General features: G+C 35.3%; 19 protein-coding genes. 3 read left to right on the top strand and 16 right to left on the bottom strand.

Annotation, left to right across the window (positions count from 1 at the left end):
• Positions 1 to 4 precede the first annotated feature (4 nt).
• The 8 genes from ACQKP0_RS11430 to ACQKP0_RS11395 all read right to left on the bottom strand — a co-directional run bounded on the left by ACQKP0_RS11430 (position 5) and on the right by ACQKP0_RS11395 (position 12,860).
• Positions 5 to 865, bottom strand: coding sequence for a branched-chain amino acid ABC transporter permease (locus ACQKP0_RS11430; protein ID WP_427405971.1), 861 nt, complete (start codon positions 863 to 865; stop codon positions 5 to 7).
• 21 nt (positions 866 to 886) lie between these two features.
• Positions 887 to 1,597 (bottom strand): ABC transporter ATP-binding protein, encoded by a 711-nt coding sequence (locus tag ACQKP0_RS11425; protein ID WP_427405970.1) that lies wholly within the window; start codon positions 1,595 to 1,597, stop codon positions 887 to 889.
• A complete protein-coding gene (locus tag ACQKP0_RS11420; protein ID WP_427405969.1) occupies positions 1,581 to 2,348 on the bottom strand; it encodes an ABC transporter ATP-binding protein in 768 nt (255 codons plus the stop codon). Before ACQKP0_RS11420 ends, ACQKP0_RS11425 begins: the two co-directional genes overlap by 17 nt.
• A gap of 220 nt (positions 2,349 to 2,568) precedes the next feature.
• A complete protein-coding gene (locus tag ACQKP0_RS11415) occupies positions 2,569 to 3,732 on the bottom strand; it encodes a substrate-binding domain-containing protein (RefSeq protein WP_427406092.1) in 1,164 nt (387 codons plus the stop codon).
• Positions 3,733 to 3,980: 248 nt separating this feature from the next.
• Entirely contained in the window at positions 3,981 to 6,626 is a 2,646-nt protein-coding gene (locus tag ACQKP0_RS11410) for an ABC transporter permease (protein ID WP_427405968.1), read from the bottom strand.
• Positions 6,604 to 7,290, bottom strand: a complete 687-nt coding sequence (locus ACQKP0_RS11405; protein WP_427405967.1) for an ABC transporter ATP-binding protein — start codon at positions 7,288 to 7,290, stop codon at positions 6,604 to 6,606. The genes ACQKP0_RS11410 and ACQKP0_RS11405 overlap by 23 nt, the downstream gene beginning before the upstream one ends.
• A gap of 211 nt (positions 7,291 to 7,501) precedes the next feature.
• Positions 7,502 to 10,741, bottom strand: coding sequence for a BTAD domain-containing putative transcriptional regulator (locus tag ACQKP0_RS11400; protein ID WP_427405966.1), 3,240 nt, complete (start codon positions 10,739 to 10,741; stop codon positions 7,502 to 7,504).
• Positions 10,742 to 10,871: 130 nt separating this feature from the next.
• The gene (locus tag ACQKP0_RS11395; RefSeq protein WP_427405965.1) at positions 10,872 to 12,860 is read right to left on the bottom strand and encodes a S9 family peptidase; all 1,989 of its coding nucleotides are present in this window, start codon (positions 12,858 to 12,860) and stop codon (positions 10,872 to 10,874) included.
• Positions 12,861 to 13,076: 216 nt separating this feature from the next.
• On the opposite strand from ACQKP0_RS11395, the gene ACQKP0_RS11390 reads away from it, so the two are divergent.
• On the top strand, positions 13,077 to 13,469 hold the full coding sequence (locus ACQKP0_RS11390) for a hypothetical protein (protein ID WP_427405964.1): 393 nt from the start codon (positions 13,077 to 13,079) through the stop codon (positions 13,467 to 13,469).
• Between the two features lie 82 nt (positions 13,470 to 13,551).
• On the opposite strand, the gene ACQKP0_RS11385 is transcribed toward ACQKP0_RS11390, so the two are convergent.
• The gene (locus ACQKP0_RS11385; RefSeq protein ID WP_427405963.1) at positions 13,552 to 14,124 is read right to left on the bottom strand and encodes a competence protein ComK; all 573 of its coding nucleotides are present in this window, start codon (positions 14,122 to 14,124) and stop codon (positions 13,552 to 13,554) included.
• Between the two features lie 189 nt (positions 14,125 to 14,313).
• On the opposite strand from ACQKP0_RS11385, the gene ACQKP0_RS11380 reads away from it, so the two are divergent.
• On the top strand, positions 14,314 to 14,550 hold the full coding sequence (locus ACQKP0_RS11380; protein ID WP_427405962.1) for an IDEAL domain-containing protein: 237 nt from the start codon (positions 14,314 to 14,316) through the stop codon (positions 14,548 to 14,550).
• 76 nt (positions 14,551 to 14,626) lie between these two features.
• Here the strand turns inward: ACQKP0_RS11380 and ACQKP0_RS11375 are convergent, their stop codons facing one another.
• The 6 genes from ACQKP0_RS11375 to ACQKP0_RS11350 form a co-directional block, all read right to left on the bottom strand.
• On the bottom strand, positions 14,627 to 15,883 hold the full coding sequence (locus ACQKP0_RS11375) for a M48 family metallopeptidase (protein ID WP_427405961.1): 1,257 nt from the start codon (positions 15,881 to 15,883) through the stop codon (positions 14,627 to 14,629).
• A gap of 202 nt (positions 15,884 to 16,085) precedes the next feature.
• Positions 16,086 to 16,736, bottom strand: a complete 651-nt coding sequence (locus tag ACQKP0_RS11370) for a GDSL-type esterase/lipase family protein (RefSeq protein ID WP_427405960.1) — start codon at positions 16,734 to 16,736, stop codon at positions 16,086 to 16,088.
• A gap of 360 nt (positions 16,737 to 17,096) precedes the next feature.
• Complete coding sequence (locus tag ACQKP0_RS11365) at positions 17,097 to 17,873, bottom strand: enoyl-CoA hydratase-related protein (protein ID WP_427405959.1); 777 nt, start codon at positions 17,871 to 17,873, stop codon at positions 17,097 to 17,099.
• Positions 17,874 to 18,011: 138 nt separating this feature from the next.
• Positions 18,012 to 19,550 (bottom strand): fatty acid--CoA ligase family protein, encoded by a 1,539-nt coding sequence (locus tag ACQKP0_RS11360; RefSeq protein ID WP_427405958.1) that lies wholly within the window; start codon positions 19,548 to 19,550, stop codon positions 18,012 to 18,014.
• Between the two features lie 144 nt (positions 19,551 to 19,694).
• On the bottom strand, positions 19,695 to 20,684 hold the full coding sequence (locus ACQKP0_RS11355; protein WP_427405957.1) for a lipoate--protein ligase: 990 nt from the start codon (positions 20,682 to 20,684) through the stop codon (positions 19,695 to 19,697).
• 24 nt (positions 20,685 to 20,708) lie between these two features.
• Positions 20,709 to 21,449 carry an MBL fold metallo-hydrolase gene (locus ACQKP0_RS11350; protein WP_427405956.1) on the bottom strand — a complete coding sequence of 247 codons (741 nt, stop codon included), beginning with the start codon at positions 21,447 to 21,449 and terminating at the stop codon, positions 20,709 to 20,711.
• A 191-nt stretch (positions 21,450 to 21,640) separates the two neighbouring features.
• Here ACQKP0_RS11350 and ACQKP0_RS11345 point away from each other — a divergent pair, with 191 nt between their 5' ends.
• Positions 21,641 to 22,216, top strand: coding sequence for an SCO family protein (locus tag ACQKP0_RS11345; protein ID WP_427405955.1), 576 nt, complete (start codon positions 21,641 to 21,643; stop codon positions 22,214 to 22,216).
• 54 nt (positions 22,217 to 22,270) lie between these two features.
• Here the strand turns inward: ACQKP0_RS11345 and ACQKP0_RS11340 are convergent, their stop codons facing one another.
• On the bottom strand, positions 22,271 to 24,646 hold the full coding sequence (locus ACQKP0_RS11340) for a YhgE/Pip family protein (protein ID WP_427405954.1): 2,376 nt from the start codon (positions 24,644 to 24,646) through the stop codon (positions 22,271 to 22,273).
• Positions 24,647 to 24,679: the final 33 nt, after the last annotated feature.

Here is a 24,679-nt window from a genome sequence, read left to right as displayed (position 1 = left end):
GTCCTCACCCCTTTGCCTTAAATAATCCTTGTGGTCTAAAAATCAACACGATTGCCATTAACAGCATATTTACTGCTAGTGATAATTCCGGAACAAAATAAGCCATAAATGATCCGGTAAGCCCAACTAAAATTGCAGCAAACAAGGAACCAGGGAAACTTCCCATTCCACCTATGACCACAACAATAAAGGCTAGAATTGCAAATTCCATTCCCATTTCGGCATATATCACACCAGAATAAGGAGCCATTAAAACACCACCAAGAGCTGCCATTGCTGCACCAACCATAAAAACAAACATAAATATCTTTTTAATATTAATTCCAAGAGCTTGCACCATTTCTTTATTCATTACTCCTGCACGAACAACTAAACCAATTTTTGTTTTCTTTAATATTAATTGAACGATCGTAAACATAAGAAATCCTATAATAATGATGAATGCACGATATTTAATAATGATGATATCACCTAGCTCCCAACTGCCTTTCAAGTAAGCCGGTGCTTTTGCAACAATTTGATTTGGCCCCCAAACCACTTTTAATAATTCTGAAAGAACTAGCATCAAACCAAGCGTTATAAGAATTTGCTGTACGTGATTCCCATATACAGGCTTAATGATTATTTTTTCAGTAAATGCACCGAGAATTAGTCCTGTTGCCATTGCGCCAATAATGGAAACAAGAAAGCTTCCTGTCGTTGAATAAAGCCATACTCCACTAAAAGCTCCCCAAGCAAAGAAACCTCCATGGGCAAAATTCAGCACGTCCATTAAACCAAAAATTAATGTTAATCCTGCCGCTAGAAGAAAAACGAGCATACCCGTTGCCAATCCATTAATGATTAAATTGATGAATAGTTCCACTCTCGTTCAAGCCCTCCTTCCTTATGCTATACCTAGATACTTTCTCTTTAATTGCTCATCCTCTACTAATTGATTCATTAAACCAGAATAGGCTGTTTTTCCATCATCTATAATGTAAAAACGATCACCTATTGTGCTGGCCATCATAAAATTTTGTTCAACTAAAACGATGGTCGTTTGTTTTTTCATTTCTTGAATCGATTCCATTACCTTCTCAACGACAATAGGTGCTAATCCTTTACTAGGTTCATCTATTAGCAGCAACTGATTATCATTTAAATAGGCACGTGCGATTGAGAGCATTTGTTTTTGTCCGCCACTTAATAGTCCACCAGGCTTTTTCCAAAACTTTTTTAAATCCGGAAAAAGGTTTAAAATCCAATCCATACGTTTTAATGTTTCTTCATCTTGCTTTTTCATGGCTACCTTCATATTTTCTTCAACAGAAAGCTGACCAAATATTCCCTGATCTTCTGGCACATAACCTATTCCAAGATTTGCAATTTTATAGGTTGGCAGACCTTGAATTTCTTGGTGTTCATCATAAATTATTTTTCCTTGGGAAGGCGGATTCAGTCCCATGATGCTTCTTAGTGTTGTTGTCTTGCCAGCACCATTACGCCCTAATAGAACCGTTACTTCACCCTTGCGAACCTCAAATGATACACCTTGAAGAATATGGTATTGTCCAATATAGGTTTGGAGGTTCTTCACCTTAAGCAATACTTCCATCATATAAACCTCCTAAATAGGCTGTTTGAACGGTTTCATTTTCCATAATTTCTGTTGGTGTTCCATCGGCTAGCAAACAGCCATTGAACAACACCATGACTGTATCTGATAAATCAAGAATCATATCCATCTTGTGTTCAATTAGAATAATGGTTTTCGTTCCTTGTTTTTTAATATTATGAATCACCTCTAGAATGGCAGGTACTTCTTCCAATGACATACCAGCTGTCGGCTCATCTAATAGTAAAATTTCTGTTTCTAATGCTAGTAACATCGCAATCTCTAATTTTCGCTTTTCACCATGAGCTAGATTTTTCGCAAGAAAATCAGCTTTATTCCCAAGCATCACTAATTCAAGCAATTGCTTGGATTTTTCAGTGACATCATTATATTTTCGAAAATGCCTGAACATTTGATAGCGTATTCCCATTTGAGATTGCACAGCCAAACGCACATTTTCTAACACAGATAAATTAGGAAAAACATTGGTAATCTGAAACGAACGTCCAATGCCCTTTCTCGTTCTCATGGCAGGAGATAGGGATGTAATCTCTTCCCCTTTTAAAAAAATCCCTCCCTTTGTTGGAGTTAACTGACCGCTCAGTAAATTAAAAAAAGTAGTTTTTCCTGCCCCATTCGGACCAATGATCGACTTAAATTGTTTCTCAGCAATTGTTAAACTTACATTATTCACCGCTGTATGACCGCCAAACTGTATCGTTAAATTTTTCGTTTCTAAAATAGGCTTCATTCCTTCACCACCTTATAAATTTAGGAGTAAGTGACCTGGTACCTAGTTACCAGGTCACTTAGCAGCAGGTTTCTTCTTGTTATTTTTGGCTTTGTTAATGGTTATTGTTGATAATATGACCTGTATGGTATGTGTGAAGCGATTTCTTTACGAAGTAAAACTAGCTGAACGCATACCATACAGGGTTTTATTAAAAACAACAATATTGTTTAACAAAGCCTTACTTTTTATTACGGATTGGTGGTGCTGTTTCTTCTGGAGTTAATTCACGAATGAGTACAGGTACTGGATATGGAACTCCGTCTTTTTTCTCTAATTTGATGGCGTACATTGATTGTATTGCTTGATGATCTTCTTTTCGGAAGGTCATTTTTCCTTTTGGTGTTTCAAAGCTCATTCCTTCCATTGTTTTAATAAGCCCGTCGGTGTCCGTATCTCCTTTAGTCTTCTTCAATGCCTCTATAATGGAAATAGCGGCACTCATCCCACCTGGAGTAAATAGATCTGGAACTTCGTTATTGTAGCGTTTCTTATGCTCTGTCACTAACCAATCATTGACTTTATTATTCGGAAGATCATTGTAATACACAGTAAACCCTTCCATCCCAACAAGCGGCTCCATTGTTGAAAGTGCTGCAATATCAGGTGCACCTGTTGAAATTTTAATTCCTTTCTCTTGCACCTTCATATCGGCAATTTGATTCCACGGTGAATTTGCTCCAGACCAAATAACAAATAAATAATCCGGTTTTGCATTAATAATTTTTTGAATATTCGATGTAAAGTCTGTAGCATTTGGATCTGCATATTCTTCAAGTGTAATTTTCGCACCTAGCTTTTCCGCTGCTTCTTTAAATGCAGCAACCCCGTCACGTCCAAATGAATAGTCTGGTGCTAGTGTTGCAATTTTCACTCCTGGTTTTGCAATCGCCGCTGCACCTGCAACAGCATCCTGGGATGAGTTCCGTGCTGTTCTGAAAATATATTTATTAAACTCAGAACCTGTAATACTATCAGCAACTGCCGGTTCGACGACCATAATTTTTTCATATTCTTCAGCTAATGGAAGAACTGCGAGTGTATCCCCTGAGCTAGATGACCCAACTAAGAAATCCACCTTATCCTCTTCAAGAAGCTTTGTCGCTTTTTTAACAGCAACCTCAGGCTTTGTTTCCGTATCTTCATAAATAACTTTTATTTTCTTTCCATCCACTTCAAGCTTTCCATCTGTTGCATAATCAAGTCCTAATTCAAATCCTTGTTTCGTTTGCTTTCCATAGGACTCAAGAGCCCCCGTTAAAGAAGCAAGCACCCCAATTTTAATCGTCCCTTCCTTCTTGCCCCCATTTGCTTTATTCGACCCACAAGCTGTCGTTAAAAGCAAAACAGCAATTACTACCCCAATTAACAGTGAAAACCGTTTTGTTCTTCTCACCTTTTCTCCCCCTTACTTTGTTTTAAGCTTTTTGCTTTCATCCATCGTAAGAAAAAGGAGTTACAAATTAGTTACAGGAGAGGAATTTGAGGTTGTCCTTTTTGTGGCTGTTTTCTTTAATTTATGTGCCGTCTTTAAGAAATTTGGTTTGTTCCTATAAAAAAATCTCCCCTATTTTTGGGGAGATTTAAAAAATATTATTTAGTTTTTCTCCTTAAAGATAATGTATCTCCTAATTCTTTCTTTAAATAACGATTGATAACAATTGCTGATACGAGCAAAATACATAGATAAAATCCAAAAAATGATCCAATAATCGTCAACCAAACTGTAGATTGTAAAGGATAGAAACTCAAATAAATGATCAAACTTATACTATTTCCAATTAAGATGGAACTTCCTGTCCAAAGGGCTATTTCTTTCATGTAAAGTTTAAATATATGATTTATTTTCCAGCCTATCGAACGAAAAATACCGATTTCCTGTTCTCTCGTCATTAAAATTGAAGCTAAGCTTTCCACCAATGTAAACAGTCCGAGCAGATACGAGCTAACGATTAACAAGATATGCCAATTATTTACTTTTAGATTAATATATTCTCCTAATATCGTAACATTCGTCTGTTGAACCGTTTCCGTTAATGAAAGATAAACAAATGACGATAAAGTACTGACCAGCAAAAGTTGGATAAATGGTGGTCGAATGAAACGATAAAAATACTGTAAGTTAATAGGTACTAAAGATTTTCTGTGCGGTTGATTTGAAGTTTTTTCACGAACATGGACTAATTTTTTCTTCATTTTTACATTAAATGTTTTCTTAGTTTTTCTGCTAATCGTAAAGTACAGGAAAAAGATAGAGATAACAGTAATAGCCAATTGCCAAAGATAGATTTTATTCGAAAGATGCAGCCATTGCTGAATCCCACTAAGAACACCTAGAGAAAATACCCATGCAACAAACATTAAAATGCTTATTTCTCTTCTTGAAAAACGCAATATATGCTTTTTGTTCCAGCCTAACTGATAAAGTAATAACATTTCTTGCTGTTTATTCACTTGCCAGAATGTCATACGGTTCATTATATAAATGATCGTAACCAAGGAAAATAAGAAAGCCAAAATCATATTAGTCATGTTCCACTGACCAACTATACTTCCTGCTGCACCTAAGGTTGTCCATGATTCTTCGACCAATCCGACCCCTTCCACATCAACTTTCATCTTTTGTGGAGAAGCACCTGCAACCATTGTTACTTTTAAGCCCATTTTTTCGATATCATGAGCAATGTTCTCGATTTTTTTTGCAGCTTCTTTCGTATAGCCTTTAATTCCAGCTACTTTTACCCGGATGGCGTCTATTGGTTTATCTCCTTTCATTGCAGCTGCAGATTTGATATTCGTTACACCTCTTGCTGAAGAAGTAACGAAACTTCCAGGAGTAATCGTTGCCTGCATTTGAACCTTCTTATCTTTTCCATTTCCAATATAATAAACCGGTGCCATTTGATAAATACCTAGAGGACTTGATGCTAGCTTCTCCTTTCTTTTTCCAATTTTAAAATCACCAACTGGATCGATAATGAAAGGCACATCTCCATCTTTATCTAAAGCTTCGGTAAGTGTTGTTCCATGTTTTTGTATGTCACGATAAATAGGAACACCATCATGCTCCCCTACTTTTTTTACAATTAATTTATTGCCTTCTTTCTCATACTTCAAAGGTCCTGATGTAAAATATTGTGTTACATCATTCATAGTAATATTTTGGAGTAGCTTTCCATCTTGTAACTCATTAACCTTCCCTGCTTCATCAATTTCGACTGCATTTGGATTAAAAGGCTGTATTATAGAACCTGTATTAGCGGAGAAATCCACATGTTTTTCTGCAGGATATTGTAATAATTCTTGAACTAGATGACGGTATTCTTCAGTATAAAATTTTTCAGAAAAAAATACAGTACCTTTTCTATAGACATTGCCATTACCATCTTTTCCCTCTAAATAATTATCATCTAATTGAATCTTAACACGAAGTTCCTTCGTTTTAGCTGGATTGATATCTAATGTATCAATGGTTATAGCTGTTTCAATTGCTGATTTTCCCTCTTCCAATTGAATAACCGGGATAACCTTTCCTTTAGATTTCGTCGAATATTTCCAAGCTGCTCTCAAACCTTCATAAGGATATTCCTCATCAATATTATCGAAGGAAATACCCGTCAATGCTTCTTCTTGTTCTGGGTCAATTCCTACCAATAAATTATATGTCGTTGGCAACGGAACCATCGCAACTTCAGTACAGTTGTTCATTAATTTCTTATCATTATAAATTGAATCAAATTTTTCAATCCCATCTATTGTCTTAGGAGATTCAAGCAATATACAAGCATACTTTTTTGATGCTGGATATCGATTTACTCCATCTGTTGTAAGATGTTGAATCAAATATCTAGTCGAATGCTCTGGCTGAACCAAGCCCATATTCGTATTTACACCGGTATAATAACCTAATGAGATAACTGGAGCCGCAATCTCGATATCTTTCCTATTTTTAATCGCTTTCCATTGTTTTAAAGTGATTCCTCCATTTCCGAAGCCTAAGTAATTTTCGGGAACGATTCCCAGCTCTTTTTCTATCTCTCGCTCGCTTCCTAAAGGCCGGATTAATAGATCATAACTTCCCCTTGAATAATAAGTAATATCTGTTTTCACTTGTGTATGTGCATCTTGCAACGATGTTGAGGATAATGGCATGATGACCAAGATAATAAGAAAGGCTATAACGAAAAGAAGACTTGTAGTTTTTTTTCTTTTTAAACTATGAAAGATTAGTTGTTTCATAATCTACCCTCTCCTGTACAATTCCATCACGAATTTTTAATTGTCGTGAACCATTTTTGGCTACCTCTAAATCATGGGTAACTAGAAGAATGGTCATCCCATTTTCATGAAGCCGCTTTAATACTTCCAGAATGTTTTCCCGGTTTTCTCCATCTAAATTTCCTGTCGGTTCGTCACATAAAAGGATATTAGGATTATGTAATAATGCCCTTGCGATCGCTGTTCGCTGCTTTTCCCCACCTGATAGTTCACCAGGTAAGTGGTGCATTCTATGACTCATTTGAAGTTGTTGTAAAAGTGAAATGGCTTTATTCTCGATTTTATTTCTTGGTTGATATGGCCATTGAGGAATCATGACATTTTCTAGTACAGAAAATTGGTCAAACAAGCGATAATTTTGGAAGATGTATCCTATCTTGTTTCTTCTATATTCCTGCAATTCCTTCTCAGAAATAGCAGTAAGGTTTTGATTGTTGACCTCTATCATCCCATCACTCAGCTTTTCCATCCCACCAATGACATTTAACAAAGTCGTCTTACCTGAACCTGATGGACCCAATATACTAACCCATTCTCCTTTTTTGATCCTAATTGAAGCTTCTTTTAATGCATGTACTGTGTGATTACCATGATAAGTAACTGATGCTTTTTCAAGCTTAATCATGAAGGACCCACTCCCCTTTGATTCATTTTTATCCCGCATTGGAATATTACCAATATCATAAAAGATTCACTGAAAAATAATAATAGGATTTCTTCTTAAAGTTTTCTTAAGATTTTAGGAGGTTCTATTAATCTATTTTTTTATGTTAGTTTCCCTCAATCTTTTCCGGAACCAAAAAAAGACGAAAATAGATTCCGTCTTTAAAAAAGTTTTACATTGCATCAATTTCATCTGCTGCCAGGATCATTTCATACATTTTTTTCGTTGCTTCCATTGGCTCTACACCATATTCCTTTTTCAATATCAGCTGGCAGCTTCTATAGTATTTTAATGCTTGTGGTCGGTTGTTTTTTTGATAATGACAATACATTAATAAGCGGTAGGCTTCTTCCCAAGTGAAATCAACACTTATGATTCGATCACACCAAAAGATTGCTTCATCTATGAATCCTATCTGGACATAAACTTGCGCCATTTTCTCTGATCCTCTCAAAAAAAGTGTTTTGAAGCGTTCACGCTCTGTCATGATCCAAACATCTTCCTGCTTTTCGATGAAAAAATCTCCTTTATATAAATCTAAACCTTTTTCGAGTAATGCTTTTGCTTTTTCTGCTGACTTTTCACGCAAACCTTGCTGAACCCACTCTTCGAACTGCTCGAAATCACAATCTATAACTGCCTTAGGATTGATTCGATATGTGTTATGCTGTCGTTGAATATAAAACGGAGTGGCTCTAGCTTTTCGATTTGGTTCAAGCGCTTTGTTCAATGAATTCAAAATGACTTTAAATTCTTGATCGACATTTTTTTCATTTACATCTGGCCATAATTCTTGATAAATTTCTTCCTTGCTCCACCATTTATTTTTCCTAATTAAGAGAAATTGGAATAGCTCTTTCGCTTTCATACGCTGCCAATCCTTATCTTCTAATAAGCGAGAACCGAGCCAAACCTTCATTTCTCCAAATGTGACGACCTTCAGTGTATATCCTGGATGTGAGTCAAGTTCATCATATCCAACTTTTTTTAAAATTTTATGAGTAAAAGTTGGATGGATTCCCAGCTCTTTTGCCTTAATTAACAGAGGCATAACCGTTTGTAAATCATTTGGTCCAAATGGTGTATTCTTAAAAAAGATAAATTCGTAGTTTCCTAGTTGAACCTCTTGGAGGAAGGATGAAATCGCATCATAAAACAGAGTGCTATCCTCTTTCTTATCGTATAATAAAGCACTCCAAAGTTCGGTTATCATAGAACCATATTGATCTCCACAATATTTAAAGTTTTCCTTTGCACTGAGCAAAAAAGATTCCGCTTCGTTCAGCTTATAACAATTATAAGCTGCTGCTCCCATACATAATTGAATGAGTGAGGATAACCAAAGATCATGAACCTTTTCGGTTTCATAAAGGGCCATTCTTCCTACCTCTTGGGCCCTTTCAAACTCCCCTTTCATTCCGTACAAAATACAAAGTCCCATATACGGTTCCGCTTTACCACGAGGGACATTTACTTGTTCCATTAAATTTAATGAAGTGACATAGCATTGTTCAGCAAGCTTCAAATCATATTCATCTAAAATTATTGCTGCATGCCCAAGCCTCATCCACCCACATGCTTCGACAAATGGATTCTTATATTTTATTCCTTGTTCAATCCCTTTCTGTGCTAATCGTTTAGCCTCCCCGCCATTTCCCATGCAGACTTCGATAAACGATAATAAAATCTCTGTTTCCCTATGTGTCTGCGGCAAAAACCGACCATCACTTAGCAGCCTTTTGGCAAGTGAATGTTTTGCTTTTTCTAATTTGCCTGTCCGTAAAAACATTCGCGCGTCTAAATTATTTTCGAGTAATGAATAACCTTCTAATGATCCTTTTTTAAACCACTTTTCGGCCTTCAGTGCTTGACCTGAATTCACTAAGTTTTCTGCCATTAAACAGTAAAGCTTTTTTACATCAGGATGATCATCACCCAAATACTCTTCCATCACTTCGATGGCAAGATATAAGTAGCGCTCCGCCTTTCCAGGTTGAATCGTATCTAAATAGATTTGGGCAATTCCTTCATATGCTTGACCAACGAATATCCATTCCTCTTTTATTTTCGATTGCTCGATTAAATGCTGGAAGCAATTTTTTGCTTTTTCATAGTATGAGAGATAGCGAAGCACTTCCCCTTCATACAACCATAATGAGCGATATCGATCTTTCACCTCATTAGGTAGTTGTTTAAGCCGTTCATACAGGCTTTCTAATTTTCCTTTTTGCACCATTTCAGAAGCCCGTTTTTCAAGCAATGCTCCGATCGCTTCAAAGTGTTGAATCTTCTCATAATGAGAAATTGCCTGTTCCCAGCCACCTATACCTTCATAATATCTGGCACTTCTTGCGTGAAGCTCCCTATATAGCTGATCCTGTTCTTCCTTAAATTTTCTTTCAACCGATGCTTTAAATAAAGCATGAAAACGATATTGATTTGTACCAATCATTTTATGTAAAAAGGCATTGTGATCCGCAAGTTTTTCTAACATCAATTCTGATCCTTGAATTCCTAATACTTCGTCACAAAGTTTTGGAGTCATTTCGTCAAAGATAGATGCCTGCTGGATGAAGCTTTGTATAATAGAGGATTGCTTTGAAAAAACCTCCATCGCTAAATAATGAAAAAGTCCTTCCATTGATGAATGGTGATCATTTAATATAGCATTCACCGAAGCACCATTACTTAATTGTTCTGCTATCATACTAAGTGCAATAACCCATCCCTCTGTTAATTTATAAATGGAATCAACTTGATCTTGTGCCAATGAGACACCATAAAAATCATGAAAAAGTAACTCGACCTCTTCATGAGTTAAGGTTAATTGCTCCTCTTCAATTTCTAGCAGCCTGCCTGTTACTTGCCACTTCGTTAATAAATTCCACTTTGGTTTTGTTCGACTGGAAACAATGATATGAAATTGAGAAGGCAAATGCTCTATTACCCTTTCAAGCCACATATTTATCGAAAAAGAGTGATCGACTAAATGATAATCGTCTATCACTAATGTTGTATCATTCTCTATTTTGGCAATTTCATTTATAAAGAGTGCACAGAGTGTGTTAATTTCTTCATCACGAATATATTTATCCATTTTCATCATGTAATCCATGAGACCCCGTCCAAAATCATGGTAGCGCTTTTTCAATGAATAAATAATATAGGTGATAAATGGAATCACATCGTCATCATTAGCTGATATCGTATACCAGCAAAAATTAGGCTTAAAATCATGAATGAATAGGCTTAATGCTGTACTTTTACCGTACCCTGCACCAGAATGAATGATCGTTAAAGGATAGTTTGTTACTGTTCGAAGCTTCTTCATAAGATAGGATCTTCGCAAATAAATTTTCTTAATCATTGGTGGTGTTAACTTTGTTTCAACAATTGGAAAAGACTCGTTCATCCTCTCACCTCCTCGCACTAGAAATATTAGAGTTTTTAAAATATTTTAACATAAATAATCGATTTTTTATAAGCAAATACAAAAAGAACTCCAAATAGCTGGAGTTCTCAGATTTCAAATAATGAATTTTTTAGACGTATTGTAAAAACCAATCTTTAATATAGTCTAAACGTTTCATACGCAAGTGTGGCTTGCCGCTTCTCGAAAGCTCATGATTCGATTCAGGGAAACGGATAAACTTCGTTGTTTTTTGCTGATGCTTTAGTGCAATAAATAATTGTTCTGCTTGCTCAATTGGGCATCGATAGTCTTTTTCACTATGAAGTATTAATAACGGTGTTTCAATGTCTTTAGCATATGCGAGTGGTGAATGCTTCCAAAGCTTTTCAATGTCATTTAAATCAGCGAGAATTTGCCACTCGGAGAAATAGTAGCCAATATCACTCACACCATAAAAACTAATCCAATTTGAAATCGAGCGTTGAGTAACTGCTGCTTTGAATCGATTCGTATGACCGACAATCCAGTTGGTCATGAACCCGCCATAGCTTCCACCAGTTACCCCTAAGCGTTCCTTATCGATAAAGTCATATTGATCTAAAACATAATCAACAGCATTCATTAAATCATTATAATCATTCCCACCGTAGTCTCCACGAACGGCATCGACAAATTTTTGCCCGTATCCATGACTTCCTCGTGGATTCACATATAGAACCGCGAAACCTTGTGCTGCAAGAATTTGGAATTCATTAAAATAAGTGTTGGCATACATCGCGTGCGGCCCGCCATGTATTTCTAGAATTAGCGGGTATTTTTTCCCCTCTTCAAATCCAACTGGCTTCATTAGCCAGCCATGCACCTTCCAGCCTTCCGCACTTTCAAATTCGATCGGTTCAACATTTGAAAGCTCCCTTGTTTTCAAAAATTCTTCATTCACAAAGGTTAACTGATCTTTTTCTGCATTTTGCAAATTAACAGAGTATAGTTCACCCGGCTCTGTAGGAGTGCTAATTGCTACCACTGCATGATGAGTATTAGGATTTAAGGAAAAGCCATATACATATTGTTGTTCATGTAATGCTGGATAAATTTCACCTGACACATTTCCGTAATAGATAATTGTGTTGCCATGATCGGAAACCATGAAATAAAAACTCTGATTATCTTCCGCCCATTGTACATCTGGAGTAACAGTTCCTTGTTGAAAATCGCCAACAACATAATCACCAACAGGTGCATCAATTTCACTTGTAAAACAGCTAAGCTCTTTATTATCTAAATCATAGATCCATACCTTACTATGTGTGGCGTTTTTAAATTCCTGCTCACTTCCAAGGAATGTTAAATAACGACTATTCGGTGACCATGATGTTTGCCAAAAAACGCCTGTTCCTTTTGTTATTGAAATAGATTCCTTCGTTTCAAGGTTGAATAAATAAATATCTGAAATAAACGATACATCGCGATCCTCTGATAAATCGGCTGAATACGCGATATATTTTCCATCTGGTGACCAAGATTCAAGTGAGTAGTGATGTTCACCTGTTGTTAACTGTTCTATTTCTCCAGTTTCCAAATTTACTAATCCAATATGTGAATGTTGAGTAAGATCTAAAAACCCACTTGCATCTGATTTATATTTCATTTTTTCTACTTCAAGCGGCTTTAACTCTTCTTCTTTTTCCTTTTCGGCTTTTGTTCGGGTCTCGATAGTTTCTTCTTCCCCTAATACAACTGAAAAAGCTAATTTCTTTCCACATGGAGACCAAACTGGATTTCGTACGCCATTTTTACAAAATGTCACTTGCTTAGCCTCACCGCCAAATTTAGAAAGAACATAAATTTGTGGTTTACCATCTCTCGTAGAGACGAAAGCTAGCACAGTTCCATTTGGAGACCAGCGGGGTGTATTTGTTCGATGATCCCCATATGTCCATTGTTTTGGCTGTTTATCATTTAAATTTATGTAAAATAAATTCGAGACGTATTCCTTTTTCTCTTGATCAATATGTGTTTGCACATAAACAACTTCATCCCCATTCGGAGAAAGCTGTGGATCAACAACAGATTTCAACTGATATAAATCTTCTGTTTGGATGCCCAATTTTTTTTCCATCGTTATCACCTTCCATGTAATATTGCATTTTTACAAAAATTAATTGCTTTCTTAAGTATTTCGACACCCAAAACATTTTACCTGCAATAAATTTTCAATTTTTTTGTTTTTTTTGGAGAAACTAGTCATAATAATTAACTTGAAATTATCATCATTCATTAGTAAAATATTTATACGAACAAATGTTCTTTTTAAGAAGAAAGAGGGATTTTTCGGATGACAAAGATACCTGAAAACGACCGAAATATTATTGAGCAAGCGATTTATTTGCCGATGCTCCTAATTATATTGAACCGTGATTTAACAATTATTGAAAATAGTCCTTTTAAACTTAAAAAGCCTTATACTGATTGGATCGAAGAAACGATGAGGACCATCCAAAAAGAATTAGCTGATGTCAAACGTTATATGAGACAACAACAAATTAAAGTAGAAAAAATTAAATCGGATGATACTTTTACCATGTACATGTTTTTATACAAAGGATATGAAGAGCAGCACAATTATTTTAATCCTCGGCTTCGTAATCGAACAGAGGAATTAATGATGTATTATTTATTCCAAAGATTCCAACCTCCTTCTATAACAAGAAAAGCGCAAACACCTTGATCAGCTGGAGCTAGACATGCAAAAAAGGCTTAAAAGCTGCCTCACTGGAACCAGATCCTTTTATGAGGCAGCTTTTATTTACTTATTCGGAAAAAAATCTTTTAAATTCATAATCTCTTTTTTGTTCCGAAGCTTCCATATTCAAATAAAAACCAGTACGTTTATATTTATTATCCATGTTTTCAATATGCTGATAATATTTCAGTCTAAGTTGTGCTGCACGTTGTAATTGATTTGTGAATGAACTTAAGGAGATTGGTATTTCCAAAGTCTGATTATTACGAAGAGTAACCAAGGTGTTATTTGAAGATGATTTTTCGTGGTGGTGTACATGATTAAGTAACAGCCAAATGCAATCAGGATTCATTGGTGATGTTGTTGGGATCAAAAAGCTTGAAGTATAAGAATCCAGCATGATAGGGGCTTTGTGTGTAACACCTATGAGACGCCTAGTTCCATTTCTTCTTCCTTCGTAGGACGATCCAAAATACTCACAGCTTTTCTTTACAATGTCAAGTGGTTTAAAGGGGGAGATGAATCGATTTTCTAATTCCCATATCTCTGAATACAGTTTTGATCCATACGTAATTGGCAAAATAGCCATTGTATATGGAGAAATCTCATATTCTTCTATCATTCTTTCTTTTTCTGACATTCTTTTCTCTCCTTTTCAACAAAAATCGGGGAATACAACCATATTGTAACATAGATTTCCAATTTTGGTACTATTTTTTCTAAAAAATAAAAAAATTTAAAACTTTAAGTATCTGAATATTATAATTATTCAATTGACTTTTTGTGTAAATTCCCTTATAATAAGAAAAAGTATAGAGGGTGATCATCGATGGAAAATAAAAAATCCTACACAGAGATGGTTAAGGCATATGCGATGACACAAATCAAAAATGAAAAATTCATGGCGGAAATATATTCAGAAATGATTTTAAATGAAATCCTTTTAACGAGGCGGAAGGAACAAATAGTAAAGAAGATTGATATAGCACTGGACATTAGAGACAAAAATGCCTTTTTATTATTAACAAATGAATTAAGGGAAATAGAAAAACAATTTGGATCATAAAGAAAAGCCCTCTGACAAAAATGTTGGTCAGAGGGTTTTTCTTATTTTAGTTCTTTATCGCTATAAAAGTCTACTATTATTCCTTAAATCGCTCTACCATCATAATTCGGTCCAGCATCGTAGGATGATCATAGCGAAAAATTTTCACTAATATTGGAGGGTCAACTTGACTAAGTCCTGATTTTGTTAAATCCTGAAACGTTTGTACAGCAGCTTTTTTATCTTGTGTCATTGCTATTCCGTAACGATCTGCCCGAGTTTCTTCATAACGTGATACCCAATTTGTAAAGGGACTTGCTGCAAATAGTAAAATGGATGTTATCAGTAAAAATAATGGAAAAGAGCTTAAGTTTGAAACCCCCGTCACTTTTAGTTCATTCCCTCTTTTCCTTACCATTCTATTTATAATTATGGATGTTAACCACAAGCCCACCCCAGTTAAAATAATATATCCCGCAATACCAAAATAGATATGCTTCTCCACGTAATGTCCCATCTCATGTGCCATGATAAAAAGAATTTCCTTTTCATTGAGACGATCTAAGGTGGTATCCCATAAAACAATTCTGGCATTCGAACCAATTCCCGTTACATATGCGTTTAAAGAATTTGTCTTCTCCGACATATTAACTTCATACACATGCTCAGCCGGAATATTTGCTTTATCGGCTAATGCTAGTATCTTTGTTTCTAATTCTTTGTTTTTTAAAGGATAAAAGTCATTGTATAAAGGATCAATGACAACAGGTTGAATAAACATCATGAAAACCATGAATGGAATAGAAAGCAGCCATGCTGGTATCCACCATCTTTTTTTGAATTTTTTCATTAACCAATATAAAACAGCAACAATAATAAACATTTCAATAAAATTAACCCAAAAACCGATCACTTCATCTTTCATCCATAATGAAAAAGATTGTGTAGAAATATTATAGGCTTTTGAAAAACGATAGGAAATATAGCTTAATGGAAAGGTAACAATAAAAGATAGGAGCGAAAGTAAAAATAAATATACTGCTGTCTGTATGCCATGATATTTTGAAGTATTTTTCGCCCAGTTTTCAAACCCTTTAGATATACCAAAAATAAGAACTAAAAAATAAAATAACCATTCATAAGGTGTTGAAATGAAAAATAATAGGTTGCGGATTTTGGAGTATTCCTCACTAAGCATTAATTCCCTGCTATTTAAAAAGGTTGCAGGATCGACACTTGTTCCTTTAAATTGAGCCGGAATGGCATTTCCAGCTAAGTAAAAAAGGTAAACATAGATAGCAAGTCCAAATAGTAAATAGGCCATCACCGCACGAAAAGTCCATTTTCTTAACAAAGTTATTCCTCCCTCCTTGTCCCTCTTTAATAAATGTAGAAGTCATTTCATTAAAATAGAACAAACATCTCTAATTTTTTATTCATAGTAAAAGGCTATTATTAAAAATATACCCATTTTTATCCTAGAATATTTGTTAATTAAAGTAAGCGAATATCGGATATCACAACAAATAAATACTGTGATATCCGATTATCAGTGATTATTTGATTCCTATTAGCGGCTCATAGCCTAACTGAAAAAGTGCGTTGGCAATAATCAAATAACCTTTATTATTCGGATGAATATGATCATGAGCTAATAATTCCTTCTCCTTTCCATGAAACAAATCATGGATGTTTGCCACTTGAATAATCGGTGGATTGGCAAGTCGCTCAATATTATGATTATATTCTTCGACCCACTTGTCAGCACCTGCTATGTTAGGGAATGGATTGTACAAATTAATCATCCGAATAATATAAGGGCCCTGACTATGCTTTAAATTCATGATTCGATTGATTATTTTTGATAAGTTCTTTTTTCCATTTTCAAGTGCAATGAGGAAATCCTTCTCGTTTTTATTTTGTAAAAATGCTTTAGCCGCACCAATTAAATCATTGCCCCCAGCCGTAATCGTGATAATTTCTGCATCTTTAACCCTTGTTGAGATGAAAGGATGGTTTAAATTGTTTAAAATATCCCCAGATGTTGCACCGGATTTCCCAAAAATTGAAGGAAAAATAGGCATTTCAACCGTTTTTCGGGTTAGCGATAAATATCTCGTAATAAATCCCTTAACAAAGCATGTTGATCCAACTCCAACGGTTAGTGAGTCACCGATAGCACAATATCTTAGAAATCTTCTATCCATTTCATCACCCTCATGCAAATTCGTTTGATATTTATTTAAATTATTCGCAAGAAGATGATTTGGAGACGGTTTTTAATTATGTTTATATAAGAAAAGCGCAAGCGCCGCAGCTCTAGCGTACGGATTTCGTAGTCTTCGACTGAGATAAAGGAAACACGGTGAGGTAGTTCTCGAGCCGATGTTGACTTATCGTAGGGAGGAGACGGAGAAATCCGCTAGCCGATAGGCGCTGGAACTAGACATTGCAGACACTTTTCATGTCAAATATCCTTAGTAAATTTTATACTTTCTTGCCTTTCAATAAAAACAAGGGGATCCATTAAGCGTACAACGCTTTGCCTTGGATCACCCTAAACTTATTTATTTCCCCTTAAAATTTGGTTTTCTTTTTTCAGCAAATGCCTGCAGTGCTTCTACTCGATCCTCAGTAGGAATCGTAATTTCATAGGCTTTCCTTTCAATCTCAAGTCCGGTTTGTAAATCTGCATTCATTCCATTTTTAATCGCAAATTTTGCCTGTTGAACAGCAATGGGACCATTAGAAAGGATTCGGTTTGCCAAGTCTTCTACTTCGTCTATGAAGCTATCACGCTCAACAACCTTTGTAACAACTCCATACTTATAAGCCTCTTCCGCTGTCATTCTTTTAGCCGTTAAGATTAGTTCCATTGCTTTTGCCTCTCCAATTAATCGAGGTAATCGTTGAGTCCCGCCTGCACCTGGAATAATCGCTAAGCTTGTTTCTGTCAGTCCCATTACTGCATCAGATACTGCAATGCGAAAATCACATGAAAGCGCAAGCTCCATCCCGCCTCCAAAAGCATAGCCATTCATAGCGGCAATAGTAGGCTGCGGCAGTTTTTCAACGGCAGCAAAAACCTCACCAATTTTGTAAACGTTTCTACGCACATCCTGTTCAGGCAAAGTTTTTCGTTCCTTTAAATCAGCCCCTACACTAAAGGCTTTTTCACCAGTTCCACCGAAAACAACTACACGAACCTCCGAATTGGTTCTTAGTGATTCGACTACATTAGCAAGCTCACAAAGTGTATCATAATTAAAAGCATTCATTGCCTCAGCACGGTTAAGTGTGACATAGGCAATATAGTTTTTCACGTTTAACAAAATATTCTCCATAATATCCCCCCTATTCCACTCAATAATTTCAATTAAAGCTATTGAAAACCCTTCCACAATCGAATAGTTTCAATATTCAAATATTACTATTTAAAAGAAAATACAGCTTAACTTCTGCATTTTCTCTGCAGTCTATTATTAACTTTGCAGCATTTGCTCTTTTAATGCTCTTCTTAATATTTTTCCTGTTGTATTTTTCGGCAGCTCTTCTATAAATTCAATAGTTTTTGGAAGTTTGTATTTAGCTAAATGCTGTTTACAGTATTCAATCAGTTCCGCTTCTGTCAGGGATGGATTTTTACGGACCACAAAACATTTAACTGCTTCACCTTGCTCAGGATCTGGTACACCAATTACTGCAGCTTCCACTACTTCAGGATGTTCGTAAAGTATTTCCTCTACCTCTCTAGGGTAAACATTAAAGCCTCCAACTATAATCATATCTTTCTTACGATCGACAATAAAAAAATACCCTTCTTCATCCATCCGTGCTAAATCTCCAGTGTAAAGCCAACCATCCCGAATTGTAACAGCTGTTTCCTCAGGCATTTTATAATATCCTTTCATCACATTTGGTCCGCGAACAACAAGTTCACCAACTTGACCAACTGGGATCTCTTCTCCCATCTCATTTACAACCTTGTTTTCAACATTTAAAATGTTTGTTCCGATTGAGCCCGGTTTTCTGGGACGATCTAATGGATTAAAACATGTGACTGGTGATGCTTCAGACAGTCCGTAGCCTTCTGACACAAGGACATTAAATTTCTTTTCAAAGTTTTTCAATAGAGCAACTGGAAGTGATGATCCCCCAGAAATACAGAGACGTAATGATGAAATATCACTTGGATTTCCTTCGGGATACTGGTACAAAAAATTATACATTGTTGGGACACCAGCAAAAACAGTTGCCTTATATTTTTTTGCTAATCGAAAAATTTCCTTCGGACTAAATTTCGGAACAATTAATAATGTAGAACCACTAATGAGCGGTGCATTAACAGCTACAGTCAGGCTAAAAACATGAAACATCGGCAAAGTCGTTATTATTCTGTCTATGCTGTTCATTTTCAAATATTCTCCGGTATCTTTGGCATTTGAAAAAAGATTTTTATGGGTTAGCATCGCACCCTTAGGTCTGCCTGTTGTTCCTGATGTATAAAGAATAACAGCGACATCATCTTCTAATAAATCCGGTCCTTCAAAAGCAATATCTCCAGAAGCAATCATCTCTGAAAACGAATTCATTTTTAAGTTTTGATTAAGTTCTACTTTTTTTGTTGGATCTGATTCACAAATGATAAATGTCTCTACATTCGGAAGCATTGAACTCAATTTTTCAGCTAATGGAACGAATAAATCTAATGCAACAACAGCTTTAACATCCCCATTTTTAAGTATGTAACTTATTTCTCCAGGAGTATAAATTGGATTAATCGGAATAACAGTAGCTCCTAATCGCATCACTCCATATAATGCAATGACAAAGTGTGGAGAATTCCCAAGAAGTAGCGCAATATGATCCCCTTTTTTTACCCCTAATTGCTTTAAACCACTTGCAAACTTTGTAACAGTACCATCAAAATCAGCATAGGAAACAGGTTGATCCATAAAATAATAAGCAGGTTTGTCTGCATGTTCCTTTGCTATATTTTTTAATTGTGAAGATAAATTCATATTCCCCTCCCCTTTCTGAATGAACAATCATTCATAATAATTTTCTAAATATATTATATAGAAAGAAAATTAGGGATTCAAGCCTTACTAAAAAATATATAAAGAAGAAACGCCTTAGAAAAGGCGTTTAAAAGGCGTTTACTTTTAATATATTAATTCAACTAATTCTTCTTTTGTAATGTTTCCAAAATAATGCTTTACATCTATATCCATTAGAGCTTTCTCAATCTCTGAACGCTCATAACGGATACCTGTAAGCTTGCCCTCAATGTCAACAACATTTCCGACACCAAAGAAATCACCATATATTTTACAGTTTTCAATGATTCCTTTATTCACTTCTAATCGTACATCAATTCCACCAACTGGGAAGCGATGTGTATGCTGCAGATTAAATTTCGGTGATTTACCATAGTTCCAATCCCAGTTTTGATACCGTTCTTTTGAAAGTTGATGAATCTTTTCCCAATCCTCATCAGTTAGTTTATATTCTTGAATGTTTTCGCTTCCACCAAAGATATAGCTTAATAATAATTGACGGAATTCTTCCATTGTTAATTTTTCATCTAAAAACTCAGAAATATTTGCCACTCGACTGCGAATAGATTTAATCCCTTTTGATTCAATTTTATCTTTTTTAACCTTTAAAGCCGAAACAACGTTTTCAATCTCTGAATCTAACATTAACGTACCGTGGCTGAACATACGGCCTTTAGTTGAAAATTGGGCATTACCAGAAATTTTTCGTCCTCCAACCTGAATATCATTGCGACCGCTTAGCTCTGCATTTACACCAAGCTTTTTCAACGCTTCGATGACCGGTTGAGTAAATTTCAAGAAGTTATGGAAGCTTTCACCGTCATCTTTCGTAATAAAGCTAAAGTTTAGATTTCCTAAATCATGGTAAACAGCACCACCACCAGAAAGTCGTCGTACAACGATAATATTATTTTTATCAACGTATTCTGTATTAATCTCTTCAATTGTATTTTGATTTCTTCCAATAATAATCGAAGGCTGGTTAATATAAAATAAAAGATAAGTTTCATTAATATCTAAGTTATTTAATGCATATTCTTCAATTGCTAAATTGATTTGTGGATCTGTGATCCCATTATTATCTATAAAAAGCATGTGAAGTAACTCCTCCTATTTATTTTAATTAGACAAATCCATAATTAATGATTCCTCTGCAAATTGAATGTTACCAGAAAACTTTGCAGCTGCTTCTGTTTTTAATTGCTCCAAATTCCCATACTGTGGCAAATGGGTAAGAATTAAATGTTTCACCCCAGCAACTTGTGCTATTTCACCCGCTTCAAAGCTAGTCATATGCCCAGCTGCTGAACCATCCATATCACCATACAAATTACACTCACACAACAAAATATCTGCATCTGCTGCAAAGGAAGAAAATGAGTCTAAATAGGATGAATCAGCAGTATAAACCAATATTTGATTACCAGCCTCTATTCTCATCGCAAAACATGGTACGGGATGCTTAGTTCTTAAAAACGTAACTTTAAAAGGACCGATATGTAATTCTTGATTTTCTTTATATTCCACACCTACGGATACTTCATCAAAAAATAATGATTGAAAACCATGTTTGTCCTCATTATGTCCGTAAATTGGAAGGGTATTGATATTGTTGTTCAAATATTTACTGATAATTAAGGCATGTTGTAATACACCGATATCAGCAATATGATCAGGATGATAGTGGGAAATGATAACCGCATCCAATTTTTCTGGTTTTATATATTTCTGGAGTTTAGAAAGTACGGCACTCCCACAATCCATCAACAGGTGAAACCCATCATGTTCGAGTAAATAACCAGAGCTTGCTGAATTTACCTTTGGATAACCACCCCAAGGACCGATAACGGTTAGCTTCATAAAAATCACTCCTAAATTATAATTCAATTGAAATTCGTTATCAATTTTACTATACTCCATTTCTCTCATTTTTTCATATTGGCTTTGTTAATTATGTATATTTATCGAAAAATAAGTAATTCAATATTATTGTCCTTAAATATCATTTATAATGAAACAATAAAATACATAATAATTGGAGGGTTCCAATTGTGAAACATTTTCGTCTATCATTAATATTGATAGTTGCAGTTATATTATTTAGTCTTAGTGCATGTTCTAATGTAAAGAAAAGTGGCGATAAAATTGAAGATTTTACGTTCACTGATCAAAGTGGAAAGAAATTCGGTCTTCAAGATTTAAAAGGAAAGGTTTGGGTAGCTCATTTCATGTTTACAAGCTGCACAACCGTCTGTCCACAGCTAACAAAAGATATGGGTGATTTGCAAAAGGCTATAAAAGAAAAGGGCTATGATGATGTAAATTTTGTTTCCTTTAGTGTCGATCCAGAAATCGACACACCGGTTGCTTTAAAAACATATGCCTCACATTTCGAACCAGATTTTTCTTCATGGCATTTACTTACTGGATATTCACAAGAAAAAATTGAAAAATTTGGGATGGATAATTTTAAAGCGTGGATTAAAAAGCCTGAAAATGATACACAGGTTGTCCATGACACCAAGTTTTTCCTTTTCAATAAAGATGGGGAAGTTGTAAAGGATTATTCTACCTCAAATGGATTTCCATTAGACGAAATCGTTAAAGATATAAAAGCGCTGCGCTAAAATCCTTTTATAAAAAAGAGCTGAAGCTTTATTAAAAGCTTCAGCTCTCTTTTTTTATACTGTAACCTCTTCATTGGCTACCATTTTATCTTTTCTTTTTGACTTAAATATAAAATATACAAGTGTTATAACTAAGAAGCTAATCATGTAAATCGCTAAAACACCAAGATTTTGCCACATCACTGTATAGTTTCCATTTGAAATCACTGCCTTAAAGGCTTGTAATGAATAAGTCATAGGTAATGCTTCATGAATCGGTTTTAATACTTTTGGAAGAAGCTCAAGCGGGAATGTTCCTGCACTTGAAGTTAATTGAAGTATTAAAATAATGATCGCGATAAAACGCCCAGGATTATCAAGTAAAGTAACTAAAAATTGAATAAGGGCCATGAATGTTAGACTTGTAATGATTGCAGCCACAATAAATAGTGGAATGCTCTTCACATCTACACCTATCCAGCCAACAATAATCCATACTGCGACCAATGCTTGTAAAATACCTACTAAAGCCATAATTCCATATTTACCGATAAACCATGAAAACCCATTTTTCGGTTCTACAGCAGGCTCACGAAGTGGGAATATAATTGTTAATAACAAACCACCAACAAACAATCCGAGTGACAAGAAATATGGAGTTAACCCTGTTCCATAGTTAGGAACTTTATTAATCGTTCCTTTATCAAGATCAACTGGATCACTCATCATGTCATATTGTTTGTCAGTTCCATTTACAGAACCGGCATCTTTTGAAGCATCAGTTAATTTGTCTTTCATTTCTTTCGTGCCGTCTTTTAAGTCTTTTGTACCGTCATTTAATTTCTTAGATCCACCTGCAAGCTGTTGTGTTCCGTCTTCAATTTTTGCAGACCCGTCCGCAAGTTGATTTAATCCATCATTCAAGCTTTCCGCACCTTTTGATAATTGCTCTGCTCCTTTTGATGCTTCAGCCATTTTAGTGTTAAATAGTCCGAGACTATCAATGTATTGATTTTGCCCCTTTTGAAGCTTTGCAGCCCCGTTGCTTAATAATACAGAACCATTTGTTAACTGTTCAATTCCTTTTTGAACTTTCACTTGATTCTTATTGATCGTTGTTACTCCGGAAATTAATTGATCAAATTGTGGATCTGTTTGTTTTTTAATTTGTTGGGCAATTTGATCTGAATTACCAGTCATTTGCTTATTTACTTCTGTTTTAAATGCAGTAAATCCTTGATCCATTCCTTTATGAATGCCTTGTGAGAGCTGACTTTCCAAATTCTTTGCCTGCTCTTCAGCATTAGCAGCCATTTGAGTTTTTAATTGAGTTAAAACCTCTGGATCTACTTTACCTTCAAGGGAGGCAAATAATTGATTCATCTGTAATGTTTGCTGATCTATCACCTGTTTAGCAATTTGTGATGAAAGCCCTGCCTCTAACTTAGTTTGAAGCTGATCCATTCCACTATTTAATGTTTTAGCACTTTCTCCTAATTGAGAAGTAAAGGATTTAGCTATTGCTGGAGGGAGCTCATTTTTAAACTGCTTAAGCCCACCTTGAACTTTTTGTGTGCCATTAACTAATTCTGGCAATCCTTCATTCAGCTGTTCCAACCCTTGACCTGCTTGATTAATTCCCTTCGTTAATTCATTCGTTCCATTTTGCATGTCTTTAGAAGCTTTATATAACTCATTGCTTCCACTATTCAGCTGATTTAACCCATCGCTTAAATCAGTAGAACCTTTTACTATTTCACCCGCACCAGAATCAGCCTCTTTAACACCGCCATTAAACGTCACAGCACTTTTCGCCAATGTTTCAAGGTTATCTTTTAATTCTTTTGTTCCATCACCTAATTGTTTTGCACCATCATTTAGTTTTGATGCACCTTCACTTGCATCGGTAAATCCGTCACCCATTTTTTTAACGACATCAAACATCTGTTCAGCATAGGTGGCAGAAACTTCTTTTGATACCTCATCTTTTATTTTCGTCATTGCTGATTCGCCAATTTTTGATGATGTGTAGTTTGCACTTTGGTTTTGCACATATTTTAATTGTAACTGTTTTGGTTTTTTATCCAGCAATGTCGTTGCATTTTCAGAAAAATTTTCTGGAATTTCTATTACCATATAATACTTCTGATTATCTAAACCATTATATGCTTTCTTTTTATTAACAAAATGAAAATCCATGCTCTTATTTTCTTTAAGATTATCTATTAGATTATCACCTATGGCGATTTTTTCCTTTTCCATAACTGCGCCCTTATCCTCATTTACAACGGCTACCGGCAATCTTTCTAATCGACCATATGGATCCCAAAATGCCCAAATAAACATACCAGCATAAAGAATCGGAACTAATACAATAGCCAAAACTTGTATTAAGGACATCGGATGACGGCCAATCTCTTTTAATTCAGCTAAAAATAGTGATCGCTTCATCTTCTAACTTCCTTTCTTATAAATTGACTGAAT

This window comes from Heyndrickxia sp. NPDC080065 (assembly GCF_050281185.1).
GTDB lineage: Bacteria > Bacillota > Bacilli > Bacillales > Bacillaceae_C > Heyndrickxia.
Note: the sequence above shows the minus strand (reverse complement) of the source record. Positions and strands in the feature narration are given on the sequence as shown.

Bases quoted from the DNA above. Each gene is read 5' to 3' on its own strand.
- ACQKP0_RS11380 (WP_427405962.1), top strand. From the start codon at position 14,314: ATGGAAAATAAAAAATCCTACACAGAGATGGTTAAGGCATATGCGATG.
- ACQKP0_RS11355 (WP_427405957.1), bottom strand. From the start codon at position 20,684: ATGCTTTTTATAGATAATAATGGGATCACAGATCCACAAATCAATTTA.
- ACQKP0_RS11420 (WP_427405969.1), bottom strand. From the start codon at position 2,348: ATGAAGCCTATTTTAGAAACGAAAAATTTAACGATACAGTTTGGCGGT.
- ACQKP0_RS11405 (WP_427405967.1), bottom strand. From the start codon at position 7,290: ATGATTAAGCTTGAAAAAGCATCAGTTACTTATCATGGTAATCACACA.
- ACQKP0_RS11385 (WP_427405963.1), bottom strand. From the start codon at position 14,124: ATGTCAGAAAAAGAAAGAATGATAGAAGAATATGAGATTTCTCCATAT.
- ACQKP0_RS11410 (WP_427405968.1), bottom strand. From the start codon at position 6,626: ATGAAACAACTAATCTTTCATAGTTTAAAAAGAAAAAAAACTACAAGT.
- ACQKP0_RS11370 (WP_427405960.1), bottom strand. From the start codon at position 16,736: ATGGATAGAAGATTTCTAAGATATTGTGCTATCGGTGACTCACTAACC.
- ACQKP0_RS11400 (WP_427405966.1), bottom strand. From the start codon at position 10,741: ATGAACGAGTCTTTTCCAATTGTTGAAACAAAGTTAACACCACCAATG.
- ACQKP0_RS11425 (WP_427405970.1), bottom strand. From the start codon at position 1,597: ATGGAAGTATTGCTTAAGGTGAAGAACCTCCAAACCTATATTGGACAA.
- ACQKP0_RS11350 (WP_427405956.1), bottom strand. From the start codon at position 21,449: ATGAAGCTAACCGTTATCGGTCCTTGGGGTGGTTATCCAAAGGTAAAT.
- ACQKP0_RS11360 (WP_427405958.1), bottom strand. From the start codon at position 19,550: ATGAATTTATCTTCACAATTAAAAAATATAGCAAAGGAACATGCAGAC.
- ACQKP0_RS11340 (WP_427405954.1), bottom strand. From the start codon at position 24,646: ATGAAGCGATCACTATTTTTAGCTGAATTAAAAGAGATTGGCCGTCAT.
- ACQKP0_RS11365 (WP_427405959.1), bottom strand. From the start codon at position 17,873: ATGGAGAATATTTTGTTAAACGTGAAAAACTATATTGCCTATGTCACA.
- ACQKP0_RS11390 (WP_427405964.1), top strand. From the start codon at position 13,077: ATGACAAAGATACCTGAAAACGACCGAAATATTATTGAGCAAGCGATT.
- ACQKP0_RS11395 (WP_427405965.1), bottom strand. From the start codon at position 12,860: ATGGAAAAAAAATTGGGCATCCAAACAGAAGATTTATATCAGTTGAAA.